We start from the raw sequence: 18,454 nt of genomic DNA, 5'->3' as shown, positions 1-18,454 counted from the left end.
TCATCCGTTTTATATTCTTTTAGTTTTCACTATATTAGATACAAATTGATACTAATATGAATAATACCTTACTGATCGAAATAACCAATCCAAAAGCATTAGGTCTTCTACATGAGTTAGAGGAATTGCATTTGATAAAGGTCTTGGAAACGAGAACCAAAGAATCAAAGCTTTCAGATAAATATCGAGGCGTTTTTACAAAAGAAGACGCTCAAAGTTTTAATAGTCATACACAAGAAATGCGAAATGAATGGAAAGGTATTTGATTGATAACAACGCAATTTCTAGCTTTTTCTCAGAATCTCTTAGTGAAGTAGGGATGGAGTTTTTGGCAGAGGTATTTGACAAAACCCCATGGATTTCTGTAATTACTCAAATTGAAGCACTTTCTTGGGTAAGTGGGGACAAGGCGAAGGACGCTATCATTAAAGAATTTATCTCTGATGCTACAATTCTGGACTTAGACCAAGATATAATAACAAGATGTGTACGATTAAGAAGAAGTCGCAAGATAAAGACTCCTGACGCAATTATTGCAGCAACAGCTATTGTCTATAATCTTACTCTCATAACAAATGATAAAGGGTTCGATAATATACCTGAATTAAATGTTATTGATCCCTATTCCATATAACAAAAGATACAATAGTTCTTATTTGGAGAAATAAGGATTATAATCAATGTATCGATGAGACATCACCATTTCACCCCATAAAACCCCAAATTCATCCCAAACCTTATCTTGCCTATGCCTTTGAGGGGCTGGCTGGCGTTATATTTAGAGATAAATCAATTTATCGACTATTCACGTTTATCTCTTGTATAATTATGTATCTATATTATTCCAATATCTCTTTTCTTCCAGCATTTTCTAACAATATTCAATTTACTCCGAATGTTGAGCTAGTCATTTTACCATCCAACGAGCATTTATTGGCATACATCATTTAATTGTATAACAGTCTTTGGGCAACGCCTAATTTAGACCTATGTAACGGGTTTTGTATTCTTCTGAAATTCAACCAATTTTTCGAAGCATCAGACGTTATACTATCGCCAACTATCCATTTTGTCCTATAGGAAATAAAGTAGTGTTTTTGTACCAAATCGGAGACTTAACTCTTTGACCTTGAGTGACTCCTAATGACAATAATACCCTTAACGGATAGCATCTTTTCAATCAAACAAAATAAACTTGGTTCACTTTGTAATAGGTGAAATTTTACAATTCAAACAGTCAAAATTTATGGGAAATCAAAGAATCACTGCGTCTGATTTATTCTTGGGAGGTTTAGCACTACTATTGGTAAGTGTGAGCTTTTATCAAACTTGGCAAGGATTAGAGCAGATTTTTGGTCATGCGGCTATTGTTATTTCGCTTGCATTGTCCCTGTTGTTACTTTACCTATGTTGGTTGCTTCGTGAAGCCAAACTTACGGGTCGCCCAACAGGCAAATTAATGGCAGTGTATTCGTTTATTGCGCTATTTTGCTTTATGGCAAACTTCAATGCCTTGTACACACGCTTCATGCGCACGGATATTTACACTGCCGAACTGCGCGATATTAACGCTCGTTTCGACAAGCTGGAAGCGGATGTGAATGCCAAATTTAACTATAAATATGATAAAGCGACTGCTCAGAATGTAGAAACAAAGAAAAAGCAATTGATGGAGCAGATTCAGGACAAAGGAAATCCTGGCATGGGAAACCGTGCTCGTATGTTGATAAAGGATTTGGAAAAATTATTGGGTCAAAAAGTTGATATTCTTCGTCCTGTAGGTAATGACTACGCCGATTTGGCCGACCGTATGGGCCGACAAATAGATGGTATCGTTTCTGACCTTTCGCCAGAGGAAGCTAAGTTAAAAACAGATTTGAGTGCTGCTACTAAAAAATGGAGCGATAAGATTCAGGAGATATTACTGTTACCTAAAAAGGACAAAGACGAACAAGCACAAGGCGTTATTGACCAATCTTTGGCAGAATACAACAAGCTTGGACAAAAAGCCACGAATATTTTAGGCGAAGAAAAATTCAAATTTGAGCCTAAAGAATCAAATACGCAAGATATTGGCAAAATCGGTTATGCTTTCGACCATGCGGTTCAAAACTTTGGCGTATATCAGTTGGTCGTGTTGTTAGGTTGTATTCTTCTCGATTTTATCATTCCTATTATTTTGCTATTGGTTACTAAACCAGGCGATAATAACAACAATGGCGGAAGTGTATTTACCCACAAAAGAAGTGGAAATGTATTGATTCCGAATAACTAGAATGTTTGGGTAATAGGGAACAGGCACTAGGCAAAGAGTTAATCACAGATATATCTTTGCTGTATGCCCACAGCTGAAAGCTAAACGCTAATAGGGCATAAAGCCAAATGCCTATTGCAAATGATATTAACTTAATTTTTCTCCATGAATAACGATAAAAAAATATTAACTCCCATCAGTACCAAATCGTCAATGGATAACGACAGCGATTTTGTACCTATGGCACAAACTACCTCTCCTTCGATACAGATGCAGGATAGTAATTTTGTGTTTTTCTTTGGTACTGCCGAAAGTGGGAAGTCGGTGATTTTGTCCTCGATGTTGTACTATTTAAGTTCGCAAGCTGGTGTTTTACGTCCCAAACTTGATACGCCCAATAGCAAAGAAGCAGAGGTTTTACTATTTGATTTTTTAGATAATATTCGAAAAGGGGTTTTACCCAATCGTACCACTCGTGACCGTGTGACACGCATTGATTTGATTTTTGAGCCTAATAATAAATCAAAAAAGGTACCACCTATTAAGCTGACGTTTTTGGAAACTTCTGGTGAAAATCACTACGAAATTCGTCGTGGAGGAAATTACCATAGCAGTATCGATGAATATTTGAATGCCAATATTCCTCTTAATTTTATTTTGGTTACTGATTATGACACGGCACACAATGATGATGCTTTGATGATGAGTTTTTTGAACGAACTCGAAAGAAAAGGAAAAAGTCTGAAATCTGTCAATGCTATTCTAGTAGTATCCAAATGGGATAAATCGGGCTCGATGGGTGTGTCGAGTGTCGAACAGCTCGATAATTTTATTCGTGATCGTATGCCTATGACTAGCCAACGAATGGATACTTATGGCTTAAATAAATCTTTTTATACAATCGGACATATCGAGAAGAACTCGATAGGAGAGGAGCGACTAACCAAGTTGAATCTCCAAACTGCAAAAGTATTGTCCGAGTGGTTGTATCGTAGCATTGTGGGTGTCGATATCAACTATGAAGGTACATTCTGGGAAAGATTTTTTGGCAAATAAACCGCTTGACTATGTCCACTTCGATTGATTTATTGGCTTTTGGTACTTTTGGAATTCCTAACGGATTTAAGCAAACCTTTTTTTTAAATAACCCGAATTCTCGCTATTTGAAGTCATTTGACCTCAATACCAATGCGATTACGATTTACCCTAAGGCAAATTTGTATTCGATAAGAAAAGAAGTTGCCAACGGTGCCAAAGCTTTATCTTATACTCAATATTCGTTTGCACGCGAACAGCATTCTGATAGAGGAGGTACTTTTATTGGGTCGAGTATTACTTTTTTCAACACCAATTGTGAAGAGCCTTTGGTGATTTCATGTCTCGACGAGTTTCATGCTGATATTATCGCCGAACAGCGTAATATTATCAACAATGTCCTTCAAGTGAAGCATTCCGACGAATTGATTGTTCGTGAGCCCAAAGATCTCAACAAGCTTGACTTGAATTTTAAGGCTTTAGACGCCACTTTATTTCAAAAAACAAGAAATAGTTTTTTGGTAGTTTATTGTGATTTGTCGTCTGAATTAAATCTGTTTTTACAAAAAAGTGCCTATTTACTAAGCGATTTTGATACCATTTATTTCACCGACTCGGTCGATATTGCCAATTATGTGGTCGAAAAAGGCTTGTACACTTTTATTAGTTCAGAACAGTTTTTGGAGGAAATAGAAAAGCGTAAAGCTGCCAAAGAAATAGAGCGTTTTGAACAACAGAAAAGTAAAAACCCTTCTTTTCAGAAAAATAAAAATACTTTACCTGAGAAGAATACTCCTGAAGAAATCACCCCAAGAAATTGGGATGTGTCTATTTTAAAGAAACAAAGCAATCAAAATAAGCTCATTGCCGAACACAACGATTTAGTCAAAAAGTATAATGAGTTGAAAGCACAACTCAAACAATTATCCAGCAGTAAGCCCAAAACTGATAATCCCTTCGAATCACCCGATATCAGTTATCCTGAGGAGGAGGATTCTTCCATACTAAGCTCATATCAATTTTGGAGAGGCTTGTCTATCATTTTGTTGCTTACCTGTGGATATGCGGGCTACCGAGAATATGAGCGATATAATGTTGTAGCTACGACTCCAACTGTAGCGGTAACACCAGCACCACCTACGCCCATTCCTGTAGTACCTCCGAAGGTCGAAATTCCACCTTTGAATCCTTTGCCAAAATCAGTTTTGAAAGAAAAAGATATAGCCTATACTTTCAAAAATAGTACGATTCAGAATCAAACGGCAGATAGCGTGGTGAATTTGATTTTTGCCAAAAATAAAACAGATATTACTAGCATATACGGGACTCAAAAGCCGGCCTACAAAGCCGAGCTGATCAAAAGAAATCCTGAATGCTTTAAGGATGACAAAGTGATTTGTACTTCTTTAAAGAATATCCCTTCAGCTAAATAGGGGAGATTTTCACATCAGATTACGGGTGAATAAATTCTCCCGCTAATTGGAAGTATTAAGCGTAACTAGTCCAAGTCTTCAGACTTGGACTTTCTTTTTTATTGAGTTTTCAAACTCATAAACCTTCCATCATTATACATTTCCTTGATTCCTGTCTTGTATTCTCCAAATCCATATAAAAAAATCGGACTCAAATCGTATATTTGAAGAATTAGGAGAAACGTGCTCGTACGAGTGTACACCCAATGCCGTCTCCTCTATCCAACAAAAACTATAAAAAATAACAATGCGTACTACTACAAAAATTCAATTGATGGTTATGATGTTCCTGATGTTTTTTACATGGGGAGCATGGTATGGTCAAATGGGTAAATACCTAATCGTTGGGCTTGGTGCTAGCGGTGATCAGACAGGTAATGCTTATGCTACTTTTTCAATTGCCTCTATCATTGCCCCATTTTTTGTGGGAATGATTTCTGACAGATACTTCTCGGCACAAAAAGTAATGGGCGTACTCAATATCATTGGCGCAGCGATCCTTTATTTCTTGATTCAGACGAAAGATCCAGATGCGTTTTTCTGGTACATTTTGGCTTATACCTTGTCTTTTGCACCCAACTTGGCGCTTTCAAGTTCGATTGCCATGAACCAAATGCAAAATCCTGAGAAAGAATTTCCATCGATTCGTGTATTGGGTACGATTGCTTGGATTGCGGTAACCAATATTGTTGGGTATTATGCCATTGGTGACAAGGTTACTATTTTCCAAATCTCAATGTTTACGTCTTTAGCTTTAGGTATTTTTGCTTTCTTTTTACCAGATACTCCTCCAAAAGCAACAGGCAAAGCTTCTTCTTTAGGGGAAATTTTAGGTACAGAGGCATTCGTTTTGTTCAAAGACCGTTCCTATGCCATTTTCTTTATTGCATCGGTATTAGTTTGTATTCCATTGTCATTCTATTACGCTCACGCCAACCTTTCGTTGACAGAATCGCACATGAGTAGCGTGGAAAACAAAATGTCGTTAGGACAAGTATCGGAGGTATTTTTCATGTTGTTGATTCCATTTGCGTTGTCAAAATTTGGTATCAAAAAAATGCTTATTGTTGGATTAGTAGCATGGATTATTCGTTTTGTATGCTTTGGTTACGGTGATGGTATTAGCTCAGAATGGATTTTATATTTAGCGATTGTACTACATGGTGTATGTTATGACTTCTTCTTTGTAACAGGTCAAATCTATACAGATAACAAAGCTGGTGACAAAATCAAGAACTCCGCACAGGGCTTAATTACCTTAGCAACTTACGGTATTGGTATGGGTATTGGTTCAAAAATCTCAGGTATTGTGTTGGATAAATTTTCGACAACGGATGCTTCGGGTGTAGTTACGCATGATTGGACATCGGTTTGGATGGTTCCTGCGGGTATTGCCGCGGTTGTATTAGTGCTATTTATTGTATTCTTCAGTGAAAACAAAACTAAAGCAGTATAAAACTTAGTAAGATATAGCAGAAAGCCCTCAGAATCAATGCATTCTGAGGGCTTTTGTTTTGATATTAATCAGCAAAAGTACCAATGCTTATCATGTTGATTTTCAGATTTTTGGGTAAAATTTGTTAAGGAAAAAGGAAATAAGAAAGAATAAAGATAGAGGCGAATTTCTTAATCCAATAAAGGAAACCAAACCGTAACAAAACAAAACACAATACAGCTATGAAAAAGATTCTTGTGCCAACCGACCTTAGTGAAATTTCATTAAAAGCATTGGATGTAGCAGCCGATTTGGCTAGACATAACGGTGCTGAGATTACTTTATTGCAAGTCAAAATATTTCCTTCAGCAAGCTTAGGAACGTATTATTCGATGGGTGTGGCGGTTCCTTTTGACACAGCATGGAAAGGTGTTTTAGACGATGCTAAAAAAGAGCTTGATACTGTGATTACCAATCCAAAGTTTTTGGGCTTGAATATCAAAGCAGTTGTAGAAGAAAGCGTAGAGAACTTTGAATCCACGTTACTGAAACACAAAGCAGATTTGATTGTGATGGGGTCTACAGGTGCTACAGGAATCAAAGAAATGTTTGGTGGCTCACATGCTGAATCTGTCGTGCGTCATGCCAATTGTCCTGTATTGGTCATTAAGGGAAATCAGCAGGAATATCGCATTCAAAAAGTGTTAGTTGCAACCGACATGGAAAATACCGACTTTATAAAGAAAGCTTTCAAGTGGTTGAATATGCCAGAAATAGAGTACCATTTTGTGTACGTTGATAATGCCATGCGACAAATCAATTATGAAGCACTCAAAGAGGATATGAAGAAGGTGGCAACAAAACTCAAATTAAAAAATTACCATTTTGATATTTGGGATGGAGCCAATATTGAAGAAGGAATTTTGGATAGTGCTCATCAAATCAAAGCCGATTTAATCCTAATGTATACACACGGGCGAACAGGTTTGACTCATTGGTTTAAAGGAAGTATTGCCGAAGATGTCGTTAATCACTCCGATATACCAGTCATGACGTTGTCATAATCAGTTAAATAGCCCTCAGAATATCAGATATACCAGCGCCACTATTAATTTTCTATACCTTCTTTGCAAGTAATCCGTCCTTTAGAATCTAGATTCTGAAGGACGGATTTTTACTAATTCATTAATTAACAAATGATAAAGTGTAGTTTTAGCTGATTTTATCAATGTATTCTTGTATTTTTAAACACTCTTAGAAATGTATAAAAATATATGTAAGTACATATATCCTTTTTTTGTTAAGCAAGTCTAGCTTGATAATATTTTTTTTTATATTTGTGTTCGCCAATGTATCAAAAACACAAGTAACTTTTCCCTAAGACTAATTGGGTAAATAGTTCAAATGGGAGATTTATCGAGAGATGAAGAGATAACAATATGTAACTGATTATTTTTTACCACTAGTAATAATACAGTCACCCTTTAATTCCGAAATCTTATATACTTATCTTAAAACTTTTTTAATGAAAACACACAACGCACTATGAAACGAGTTGAAGATAGAATCAGGGTACTAATCGCTGAGAGGGGGATGACTCTTCTTCAATTAGCTATTCAATCTAATATTACAGAGGCAACGCTTCATGCCATTCTTAACCGAAATGATGCAAAATACTCTCAACTAATACGCATGGCACGTACATTAAACGTGACTGTAGCTTATTTGATGGGAGAATCTGAAATCCAAAATATTTCTGACGTACAAGAAACACAAGCAGGATATGTGGTGTTGAAAACTGAAGAGGTTTTGGATATGCAACGTAAGATTATAGAATTGCAAGCGAAGTTATTAGCTAAGTTGACCGAAAGCGAGGTTTAATCCGAGCAATACTTCTTAGCGATAAGAGGAACGTTAGGTTACGTTTGTACGGTAAATTGCTAATTGAAAGACGTATATCCTTGTAAGTCAGCCAATCATATAAAAAGCCAAACAATATACATTGTTTGGCTTTTTGTGGTTTTAGACAAAATAGCAAATTGGGTGGTAGTTACAAAAACTGAAAATGCTATTAGTTTTAAGTATTAAAAAAGATTCAATTAATAATATATCTTTGAAAGTATCCTATTGATTGTCAGTACCTTCAGATAACAAAAATACCATTAACTGGTAACCTCTTATTACCAATAAATCGGACCCGAACCAAGATACTTTTCTGCAATTGGCAAATAGTATTCTTTCATTTCGTTAAGGTCATAGATTTTTGGACATTTAGTATATAAGTCGTACTGGTTGAAATCTTTAATCCATTCTTTGTACTGCTCGTCTTTTTCATTTAATAGTTTTGTATAACTACCTCCTGTATGCCAAGGATAAAACGAGTGGTAACGTACCATTACCATACCTTCTTCAGGGATGGCATTATCTTTATGGTTTTTCAAAACCTGATATAAATACTCATCGTGTCCCCATGCTAAATGCAAGTTGTCAAGACCACAGCCTTCTTCATATACACCAAGTTCGGTATTGTATCTTTCGTCGTGCATATCAGGATTCAATTCGTTGAACTCAGGATAAACACAAGAATCAGGGAAGCGACAACCAACCACAAAAACATCACCTACCAAGCCCCATTGTTCTGCTTGTGAAGTACCATCTTCGTCTGAGCCCCAAAGGTACATAGCTTTGCCAAGGTCATGAATCAAGCCTACCAATTGCATCCAGTCTGGACGACCTTCAGCACGCATACCTTCAGCCGATTGTAGTAAATGTTGTACGTTAGGTAAATTCAAATCTGGGTCACTTACATCAATCAAGGCATTCAACTTTTCCATAGCTTCCCACAAGTGCATAGGCTTGTCGAAAGTAAGATACTTCTTCTTCATTGCCTGTACATAATCGTAAGTTTGTCTGGTGCGCATTTTGCGATAGTGCTCTTTTACGGCAGCAGTAATGTCGCCTTGGTCGTAGTTACGAAACTCAGATTTTTCTTTCACTAATACATCTTCCATGGTATGATATTTTTCTTGTTTATTTACCTGTTTTTCATCGAAAAGGAATATTTTATACTAAGCTACTGAAGATTTTCTGAAAAAACATGAAATATTTTGTGAAATCGATTTCAAAATAAAGTACAAATAAAAAGCCTCAAACCATATATGATTTGAGGCTTTTCTTAGAAAAATACCATAAAATGGACTACACGTTGATTTCACCAACCATGTTTTCAGGTTTTACCCACTGGTCAAATTCTTCAGCAGTAAGGTATCCTAAAGCAATAGCTGTTTCCTTCAATGTTGAACCGTTTTTGTGAGCTGTTTGAGCAATCTCAGCAGCTTTGTAATAACCAATCTTTGTGTTCAAAGCAGTTACTAACATCAACGAGTTATTTACGTGTTTTTTGATATTTTCGTGTAATGGCTCGATACCCACAGCACACTTGTCGTTGAAGGCAACACAAACATCACCAATCAAACGAGCTGAGTGCAAGAAGTTATAAATCATTACTGGTTTGAATACGTTCAACTCAAAATGACCCATCGAACCACCGATATTGATAGCTACATCGTTACCCATTACCTGAGCTGCTACCATTGTCATAGCTTCGCATTGTGTGGGGTTTACTTTTCCTGGCATAATTGACGAACCTGGCTCGTTGTCTGGAATATAGATTTCGCCAATACCCGAACGAGGACCTGAAGACAACATACGAATATCGTTACCGATTTTCATCAAGCTAGCTGCTACAGTTTTCAAGGCGCCGTGTGCTTCAACGATAGCATCGTGAGCTGCCAAAGCTTCAAATTTATTTTCAGCAGTAACAAATGGCAAACCTGTTAGGTCAGCAATGTGTTTAGCTACGTTTACATCATAACCTTTTGGTGTATTGATACCTGTACCAACGGCAGTACCACCCAAAGCCAACTCTGATAAGTGAGCCAAAGTGTTGTTGATGGCACGCAAACCATGATCAAGCTGAGATACATATCCTGAAAACTCCTGTCCCAAAGTCAATGGAGTTGCGTCCATGAAGTGAGTACGACCAATTTTTACAACATCTTTGAAAGCCTTAGCTTTGGCATCGAGTGTATCGCGAAGTGTTTTGATACCTGGAATGGTTACTTCCAACAAGATTTTGTAAGCTGCAATGTGCATTGCAGTTGGGAAAGTATCATTTGAAGATTGTGACTTGTTTACGTCGTCGTTTGGATGAACAAATTTTTGTTCGTCAAGCAATGAACCTCCATTTACTACGTGAGCACGGTAAGCGATTACCTCGTTGCAGTTCATGTTTGATTGAGTGCCCGAACCTGTTTGCCAAACCACTAATGGGAATTGGTCATCTAATTTACCCTCAAGAATCTCATCACATACTTGAGCGATAAGGTTTCTTTTCTCTTCAGGCAATACACCAGCGTCGAAGTTAGCAAACGCTGCTGCTTTTTTAAGGTATGCAAAAGCCTTGATGATTTCCTTCGGCATCTTGTTGATGTCCTGAGCAATCGGGAAATTCATGATTGAACGTTGGGTCTGAGCTCCCCAGTAAACGTTGGCAGGCACTTGCACCTTACCCATCGTGTCTTTTTCTATTCTATATTCCATTGTCAAATTGAGAATTGGTAATTGGTTTCGCTAAACTTGCGTTATAGGAAGAATAAATCACGCAAAGGTACACTACAAATGAGTTGAATGAGAATGATTTTTATTTTTTTGTGGTAAAAATCGATAGGTGCGACGAGAGGGGTGTTTTTCGGGATGTTTTACAAAAAAACTACTTATCAAATGTTTTTACTTAGTAGAAAATCCCTATATTTGAGTAAACAAAAATCCCAGGTAACCATATATTTACCTGGGATTATAACTCTTGTTTAATTAAAAACAAGAGAGTGGTGTTCCACTTTTTTCACCTTAACTAAATTAGTTCTTCTGGTCTCGTTTTTGTTCGAGATCCAATATCTTTGAGCGTTGTTGGTTGATTTGTTGCTGCAAATCAGCCACTTTAGCTTTGTTTTCTTCTATTGATTTCTTGTCAGCATCTATTTGTTCTTGCGTTTTGGCAATGCTTCGCAATGAACGCTCAATGCGTTTTTCAAGTTTTGTGTTTGCGATTAGGAGTTTGTTGAGACTTTTCTGGCTTTTATCTAAAGACTTACTATCTTCTTGCAAAAGGCCCGAAAGGTAATTGTACTGGTAGCGTGATAAGAAGTTTTCTAAATTGCTTGAAAGCTTCAAAACTTCCTCTGGAGTATAGGTTTGACTCGAGGCTTTTTCACTTACTGAGTTTGTGTACAAATATACATTAAATATTCCTTTCTCCACTCTACTTTCTTCAACATATAATATACTATTTACAGTCGCAGTAGTAATATCACTAAAAACAACGTCGTTGGCGATAACTTTATTGCTTCTGCGCCTAGTTTTTGCATGATAACTGTTTTCTAAATAATCAGACCATGCTTTTAATAGGCTTTTCTTAGCACCTTTGGTACTTGAGCTTAGTACTGGTTTGCCCTCGTACATACTCTCACTAACTTTTTGACTATAACCCCAATTACTTTGAGTTAATCCTACAAATAAGACACAGGCAAGGAACATTCGTTTAATATTCATAAGCTTAAATTTTATATTTTTTAAGTAAAGAATAGTAAACGCTTAGTTCATAGGCAATTGTATTATATTGTATAAAGTGTAATCGTTAAAAAAACTACTCTAATTTTTAGGTATTAGAGAAAAATCTATTTTACACTACAAACTTACAAGCCAAGTATCAGCAAATCATTAGTAAAAGATTAGAAATTTATTAGAATTGTATAGCACTGTACCTTTAAGGCTATTCTAATACCTATGTAAGGTGTATGTAATGTAAAATCGACATTTTGAGGAAACAGTTTTATATCACTTAAAATGAATGATTTATGAAAAATGTAAGTGTAGTAATACCTGCTTGGAACGAAGAGGCAACTATTTCTGAAGTAATCAGAAAAGCCTTCAATTCTCGCCTCACCAAAGAGGTCTTGGTTATAGACGATAATTCGACTGATAATACCGTATCGGTAGCGTTGCTTTCGGGTGCTTGCGTAATAGGAAGTACTGAGCAAGGCAAGGGAATATCGATGCAAGAAGGAGTAAAGTTTGCCACGGGAGACTATTTAGTTTTTCTGGATGCCGATATTCCGACTTATCCTGAATACATTGTGGATTTGATGGCAAATCCTTTGATAGAAGGAAATGTTGATTTTGTAAAATCATGTTTTGATAGGCAAGCTGGTCGTGTAACCGAGTTGTTGGCAAAGCCATTATTGGATATATACTTTCCTGAGTTAAATCAATTTTCACAACCATTGAGCGGAATTGTATCAGGTAAAAGAAGCTTTTTGGAAAATATCGTTTTTGAAAATGATTATGGAGTAGATATTGGCTTGCTCATAGATATGTATCATGCCAGTGCCAGAATTGCTGAGGTAAATATTGGCTATGTCGAAAACAAAATGAAGCCTTTACAATCTTTGGGAAATATGGCAAAAGAGGTAACTCGTGCTATTATGAACCGTGCCGAAGCTGATATGACTTATCATTCTGTTCCACATCAGTCGGTAATCAGTGGGCTTCGAGCAGAGCTGAATCCTGCACTCAAACACAAGGTGGTGGTATTTGATATGGATCGCACAATTTTATCAGATAGTTTTATTCAAACTGCGGCACGTCATTTTGGTTTTGAAAAAGCCCTTCGGAAAATTGCCCTTGAGTATGTCAATCCTGTCATTAGAACCAAAGAGATTGCTAAATTAATGAAAGGACATACGATTGCTGAAATTATCGAAGTATTGGACATGATTCCAATAACGCCAGATTTTGAGCAAACAATTCAGGCGTTGAAGCAAAAAGGTTGTGTGATTGGGATTGTGAGCGATAGTTATAGTTTGGTAACGAACCACCTGATGCATCGATTTCAATTGGATTTTACGATGGCAAATGACCTTGAGTTTTGGCGAGGCAATACGACTGGTGAAGTTAAAATTCCTTCAGCTTTTTTTAGACATCACGAAGCAAAATGCAAACATGATTATTGTAAAAGTCATGTGATTACTCATATTTCAGCTGCCTTGGGATTGACACTCGATGATATAATGGTGATTGGAGATGGCGAAAACGATATGTGTATGGTACAAAAAGCAGGCTTAGGGTTTTCATTTTGTGCCAGCCACCCTGCGTTAGAATTAGTGGCCGATGTGGTACTCCGAGAAAGAAGTTTTGAGCCAATGCTAGCGTATGTAGAGTAGGTTACAAACTATTGTAGATTTGGGATTTCTGATTTCGGAAATGGAATATACCTTAAAAAGGTATGTTGCACTTTCGAAATATAACATCCTACATTGGTATTGTACGAAGGATTTTATGTTGTTCAAAAGCGTTCTTATCCTTAGCATTTTCGCGGTAGTGGCAACCCTTGCGATTGCCATGTTGAGTTGGGCAACCGCAAGGGTTCCCACTACCACAACTTTATTTTAACAACAAAACTTAAACCTTAGTGTAGTACTAATGTCGGATGTTGAATTTCGGAAGTGTAGGCTTCTATATTTTGTAAAAAATAAAGGTATTTTATTTCCGAAATCAGAAATCCCAAATCTGAAATTGCTTGAAATCCTTCGTACAGTACTCTCATAAACAAGAAATGCTCCCCAATTGGGGAGCACTCTATATTTAGTGGAAGGTAACAAATCGTTTTTAGTGGTGAGTTTTAAGTGCGGAGCACAGATGTTGGATAACCGTATTTTCCATATTTCCGAAATCAGAAATCCAAAATCCACAATTGTAAAACTTCCTCTATTCCTCATGCACTGCCATTTCCTGTGGCGTTTTCATAATCATTGTTCTGGTTGGAAATGGTATTTCGATAGATTCATCTCTAAATTTTTTATGAATATCTTTCATAAACTCATGTTTGATGAGAAACTGATCGCTGAAAGTTTTAGCTCTCATAATAATGGTCATTTTAATAGAGGACTCTTCAAAAGAGTTGAATCTTACTACTGGCGTAAAATTTTCGACTGCCCCTTCCAAGCGACTCATCGTTGCTTGTGCAACTTCTATCGCAACCTTTTCTACGTATTCCAAATCGCAATCATACGAAATACCAATACTAACTGTTGCAGGGGTTTCAGTATCTGGGAAATTATAGTTTTTGAGCGCATTCGTCGAAATCTTCGAATTGGGAACAATTACAATATGGTTGGCCATAGTTCTAATCGTAGTATTTCGCCAAGTAATATCTTCAATATAGCCTTCTTCACCTGTTGAAAGCTGTACATAATCTTGCGGACGAATCTTCTTTGATACTAATAACTGTAAACCTGCAAAAAGGTTTGAAAGTGTATCTTGTAATGCCAGAGCTACCGCCAAACCGCTGACTCCCAGTGCTGTAAGTGCTGGTGCAACCGAAATGCCGACACTTTGCAAAATCATTACTAAGGCCCCAATGTAAATGGTTACCCGAATGATATTGGTAATGATAGAAGACGTTGGTACAGAACCATTGACTTGCGGCATTTTTTGATTCGCCAAGCTTGTGAAAAAATTAGCACAGGCTTTGGCAATACTAAAAATTAAAAAAATATGAGCAATTCTTCCCGCATAGATTTGATAATGACCAAGTTCTTTATTGTAATATTCAACGCCCATTTCTAAGAAAATCGCCGCTAGTAAGGGCACTATATTGTTGTGGATACTTACCAATAAAATATCATTGAAACTTGCTTCAGAGTGTATCGTGTCAAAGTTGCCATAAGCGGACTTTACACGTCCTCGCCAAATGGTTTGGACTGTTTTGGCAATACCTACACCAGCACAAATCCAGCCCAATAGAAATACTATTATAATCCAGTTTGATTGTATCATCATGTTAAAAATTGTTCGCTTGAGTAGAAAAGCGATAGATTAAAAAATAAGAAATTAGGCTCAAGCATTTGCCTGAGATAAAATATATACGATAAAATAGTGGAAAAGTCTTTTATAAGTAGGAGTGCTTAGTTGTGAGTGTTACGCTTTGACTTTAAATCATCCGTTTTGTAATGGATATAGCCTTTTATCTTGATATAAGCTTTATGTAAACTTTTTCTAATAAATACTAGGCACTACTTAGCGTTAATACTTCTTTACGTTTGATAATACAAAGGAAGTATACCAGACTTAAAGCCCAATTAATAAAAAATTAGAATCGAATTAGATTATCTAATGATAGAAGAACTTTGAGGTTTTATAAAAAAAGCCCCAAATCAACAATCTAACTTGTTTTCAAACAATTGTAGATTTGGGATTTCTGATTTCGGAAATATGAGGAAACTTCTTCCTTTTTATAAAATAGGATTCAAAAAAGTCACTTTTTCATTTGTAATCCCATATCCGCCATCGTTGTTTCACTATTCACTAAATCCAATGTTTGCGCTTGAAAAACCAAAGTACTGCGGTGGACGAAAGCATCATTAGAATCAATGCCAAATAGAACCCATAAGGATGCAAGATGGTTGGCATGACTTGGTAATTCATCCCGAAAATCCCTGCGATGAGCGTAGGAGGGAGGAAAACGATGGTTACAACCGTAAAGATTTTAATAATCTGGTTTTGTTCGAGGTTAATCAAACCTGTAAATGTATCTTGAAGATACTCCAAACGCTCAAAATTAAATGTAGTGTACTCGGTCAATGAACTAATATCTTTCAAGACAATTCTTAATCTTTCACGATAGCTTTCTGGGAATAATCTACTTCGTTGAATACTCGACAATACTCGCTGTTTATCGATGATACTTTCACGAAGCATCATGGAATTTTCTTGTAAAGTATTGATTTTGAGGAGTATTTCTTGTTTTGGCTTTTTTTCGTTAGAAAGAGACTTACTGATATTGGTAATCTCGCGTGACATATTTTCTAACAAATCGGCATCCGCTTCGATGCGAGTTTCGAGCAACAACAAGAAAATATCAATACCTGTCTCAAAAGGTTCTACATATACACGCATCTTTTTTACAGTATCGGCAAAGGTTTTTGAATCGCCCTGACGATAGGTAAATAAAGTGGTATTTTTTATCAAAAACGAAACAGGATAACTATGATAGCCATGCTGGTCAATTTTAGAAAAATTAGAGTTGGCTACCATCATATCGCCCTGTTCAAAAAAACGGGCACTACTTTCAATCTCTACGATTTCTTGCGGGGTCTGAAAACTAACTTGGCATTTGCTTTCTATCCATTCTTCCTCTTCGGGACTCGGCGATTGCAAGTCCACCCAAATCACATTCGGAATTTGTGAGAGCATTCTCACATCATTTTCCTTTCTGATTTGTTTTTTCTCCTTATAAAAGATTCTTACCATGTCAGTAGTTGTTTTGGCGTTGGAGTAGTATCCAAGACTTGTTCAACACTCGTCGCATTTGGGCAACCGAGATATAGTTTATGATTTAGGTTAGCTACTAATGAGCTTTTGAAAATATAAAACATCCTACATTAATACAAGCAATATACGGGTTTTTGGAGGGTACTGTAGGGTATTAACTCAGAAAAATCCTATCTTTTCAAAAGTTTACAAAGTTGGCTTATTGGTTAAGTTGTTGGTTGTTAGTGTATTATGGTATTTGTCATTGCGCTCAATTTATATAAGCCATTTACTCAACTTTTGGACTATTCTCTTTTTGAAGAGAATTTAGTAAATTTCTTTTTCATGGGTAAAAAACAATTTGTCGAAACCTTAAAGTGATAAGAAGTTCTAACTTTTTATTCTTCTCTGTATGATAAGGCTTGTTATTCCTTACCTAAACCAAACTAAATTAACCCAAGTACTCGTCGTACGCTCACCCTCAAACTATGTCTGCAAAGAACAAACTAAATCTGTTTGATACCACTATGCTTGTGGTAAGTCTCATTATTGGAATGGGAATTTTTCGTAATCCTGTTGAAGTTGCTAAATCAGCGCAAAGTCCCTCTATTTTTTTCTTGGCTTGGATATTAGGAGGTGTCGTGAGTTTTTTCGGTGGACTTACTTATGCTGAAATTGGGTCGAGATATGCGGTAAAAGGCGGTTTTTATAAAATATTTTCGTACTGCTATCACCCAGCTTTTGCTTTTATGGTTAACTGGATGTTAGTGATTTCAAACGCGGGAGCTACTTCTATTGTGGCTATTGTGGGCGCTGAGTATATCAATCCTATCATTATGCCAGCCTCGCTTCAGAATCCGATGGGGATAAAAATCACTTCGATTTCAACGATTGTTATTTTGTATATCATCAATTTTGTTGGTATTAGACTTTCGGCACAAACCCAAAATCTCTTGTCGATGATCAAAATGGTACTTATGGCTTTGTTGATTCTGACCATTTTTGCAGGACATCCTGCTCCTGTGAGCCATACCAATTTTGCTATTACTCAAGAATCATGGCAGTTTACAGACTACCTCAAGGCATTAGCTGTGAGTTTTATTCCTATCTTTTTTACGTACGGAGGTTACCAACAAACCATCAATTTTGGTACTGATATCGAAAATCCTGTACGCAATACGCCCAAAGGTATTTTTATTGGTTGTAGCTTGGTTATGTTTTTGTATTTAGCCATCAATTTTGCGTATTACAAGGTATTGGGCATTGAAGGTATTGCCCAGTCAAAATCACTTACTGCTGATTTGGCAAAGGTTTTCTTTGGAGAAATAGGCTTCAAATTTACTTCGGTATTACTTTTTATTTCAGTGCTAACTTTTGTCAACTCTGCTATGCTGACTAATCCAAGGGTGTATTTTGCGATGGCAGAAGATGGGGTTTTACCACAAGTTTTCAAAAAGCAAAACGATAAATCACAAGTACAAGAATTTGCTTTGACAGTCTTTGCTTCGTTTTTGGTACTCTTTTTATTCTTTGCAGATTCCTTTAAAGAGTTATTAAACTATGTGATGTTTTGTGACTCTGTAGGTATGATTACCTCGGCCGCAACGATTTTTTTACTCAGAAAAAAAAGCAAGGAGATACTAGGCGAAACCTATACGATTGGTTTTGGGAAAGTCCTTTTTCCTGTCATTTTTATTGTAATATATGCCATAGTGGCCATCAGTTCATTAGTCGAAAATAAGGAGAATTTACCAACTGCCATTGGCTTATTTTTGGGTGGCTTACCGCTGTATTATATTCTGAAAAAAGCGATGGATAATTTGAAGATATAAGAAAAAGGGAAAAAGGGAAAAAGGGAAAAAGGGAAAAAGGGAAAAAGGGAAAAATTAG

General features: G+C 36.6%; 15 protein-coding genes. 10 read left to right on the top strand and 5 right to left on the bottom strand.

What is annotated here, in order from left to right; all coding sequences use genetic code 11:
- The first annotated feature begins 56 nt into the window (after positions 1-56).
- From QM481_RS04045 to QM481_RS04010, 8 genes are all read left to right on the top strand, one after another.
- On the top strand, positions 57-266 hold the full coding sequence (locus QM481_RS04045) for a hypothetical protein (protein WP_283327498.1): 210 nt from the start codon (positions 57-59) through the stop codon (positions 264-266).
- Positions 251-634: a type II toxin-antitoxin system VapC family toxin gene (locus QM481_RS04040; RefSeq protein WP_283380737.1), complete on the top strand. Its 384-nt coding sequence runs from the start codon at positions 251-253 to the stop codon at positions 632-634. The genes QM481_RS04045 and QM481_RS04040 overlap by 16 nt, the downstream gene beginning before the upstream one ends.
- Before the next feature lie 612 nt (positions 635-1,246).
- On the top strand, positions 1,247-2,275 hold the full coding sequence (locus QM481_RS04035; protein ID WP_166553690.1) for a hypothetical protein: 1,029 nt from the start codon (positions 1,247-1,249) through the stop codon (positions 2,273-2,275).
- Between the two features lie 144 nt (positions 2,276-2,419).
- The gene (locus tag QM481_RS04030; RefSeq protein ID WP_283327496.1) at positions 2,420-3,310 is read left to right on the top strand and encodes a hypothetical protein; all 891 of its coding nucleotides are present in this window, start codon (positions 2,420-2,422) and stop codon (positions 3,308-3,310) included.
- 11 nt (positions 3,311-3,321) lie between these two features.
- Positions 3,322-4,722 (top strand): hypothetical protein, encoded by a 1,401-nt coding sequence (locus QM481_RS04025; RefSeq protein ID WP_283380736.1) that lies wholly within the window; start codon positions 3,322-3,324, stop codon positions 4,720-4,722.
- Positions 4,723-5,008: 286 nt separating this feature from the next.
- The gene (locus QM481_RS04020; RefSeq protein ID WP_283380735.1) at positions 5,009-6,217 is read left to right on the top strand and encodes a nucleoside permease; all 1,209 of its coding nucleotides are present in this window, start codon (positions 5,009-5,011) and stop codon (positions 6,215-6,217) included.
- A gap of 221 nt (positions 6,218-6,438) precedes the next feature.
- Positions 6,439-7,260, top strand: a complete 822-nt coding sequence (locus QM481_RS04015; protein WP_166553686.1) for a universal stress protein — start codon at positions 6,439-6,441, stop codon at positions 7,258-7,260.
- Positions 7,261-7,741: 481 nt separating this feature from the next.
- Complete coding sequence (locus QM481_RS04010; protein ID WP_095167360.1) at positions 7,742-8,077, top strand: helix-turn-helix domain-containing protein; 336 nt, start codon at positions 7,742-7,744, stop codon at positions 8,075-8,077.
- A 299-nt stretch (positions 8,078-8,376) separates the two neighbouring features.
- Here QM481_RS04010 and QM481_RS04005 read toward each other — a convergent pair whose 3' ends face one another.
- From QM481_RS04005 to QM481_RS03995, 3 genes are all read right to left on the bottom strand, one after another.
- Positions 8,377-9,207, bottom strand: a complete 831-nt coding sequence (locus QM481_RS04005; protein WP_166553685.1) for an inositol oxygenase family protein — start codon at positions 9,205-9,207, stop codon at positions 8,377-8,379.
- 187 nt (positions 9,208-9,394) lie between these two features.
- Positions 9,395-10,798 (bottom strand): class II fumarate hydratase, encoded by a 1,404-nt coding sequence (gene fumC / locus QM481_RS04000; protein WP_166553684.1) that lies wholly within the window; start codon positions 10,796-10,798, stop codon positions 9,395-9,397.
- 315 nt (positions 10,799-11,113) lie between these two features.
- On the bottom strand, positions 11,114-11,806 hold the full coding sequence (locus tag QM481_RS03995; RefSeq protein WP_283380734.1) for a hypothetical protein: 693 nt from the start codon (positions 11,804-11,806) through the stop codon (positions 11,114-11,116).
- Between the two features lie 305 nt (positions 11,807-12,111).
- On the opposite strand from QM481_RS03995, the gene QM481_RS03990 reads away from it, so the two are divergent.
- The gene (locus QM481_RS03990; protein ID WP_283380733.1) at positions 12,112-13,476 is read left to right on the top strand and encodes an HAD-IB family phosphatase; all 1,365 of its coding nucleotides are present in this window, start codon (positions 12,112-12,114) and stop codon (positions 13,474-13,476) included.
- Positions 13,477-14,020: 544 nt separating this feature from the next.
- On the opposite strand, the gene QM481_RS03985 is transcribed toward QM481_RS03990, so the two are convergent.
- Both QM481_RS03985 and corA read right to left on the bottom strand, forming a co-directional pair.
- Complete coding sequence (locus QM481_RS03985; protein ID WP_283380732.1) at positions 14,021-15,094, bottom strand: mechanosensitive ion channel family protein; 1,074 nt, start codon at positions 15,092-15,094, stop codon at positions 14,021-14,023.
- A gap of 525 nt (positions 15,095-15,619) precedes the next feature.
- On the bottom strand, positions 15,620-16,564 hold the full coding sequence (corA, locus tag QM481_RS03980) for a magnesium/cobalt transporter CorA (RefSeq protein WP_166553680.1): 945 nt from the start codon (positions 16,562-16,564) through the stop codon (positions 15,620-15,622).
- A gap of 488 nt (positions 16,565-17,052) precedes the next feature.
- Here corA and QM481_RS03975 point away from each other — a divergent pair, with 488 nt between their 5' ends.
- Complete coding sequence (locus tag QM481_RS03975) at positions 17,053-18,396, top strand: APC family permease (protein WP_166553679.1); 1,344 nt, start codon at positions 17,053-17,055, stop codon at positions 18,394-18,396.
- The last annotated feature ends 58 nt before the right edge of the window (positions 18,397-18,454 follow it).

It is taken from the genome of Flectobacillus rivi, from assembly GCF_030056655.1.
In the GTDB taxonomy this organism is placed as follows: Bacteria; Bacteroidota; Bacteroidia; order Cytophagales; family Spirosomataceae; genus Flectobacillus; species Flectobacillus rivi.
The sequence above is the reverse complement of the archived record's forward strand: the minus strand, read 5'-3'. Positions and strand labels throughout refer to the sequence as shown.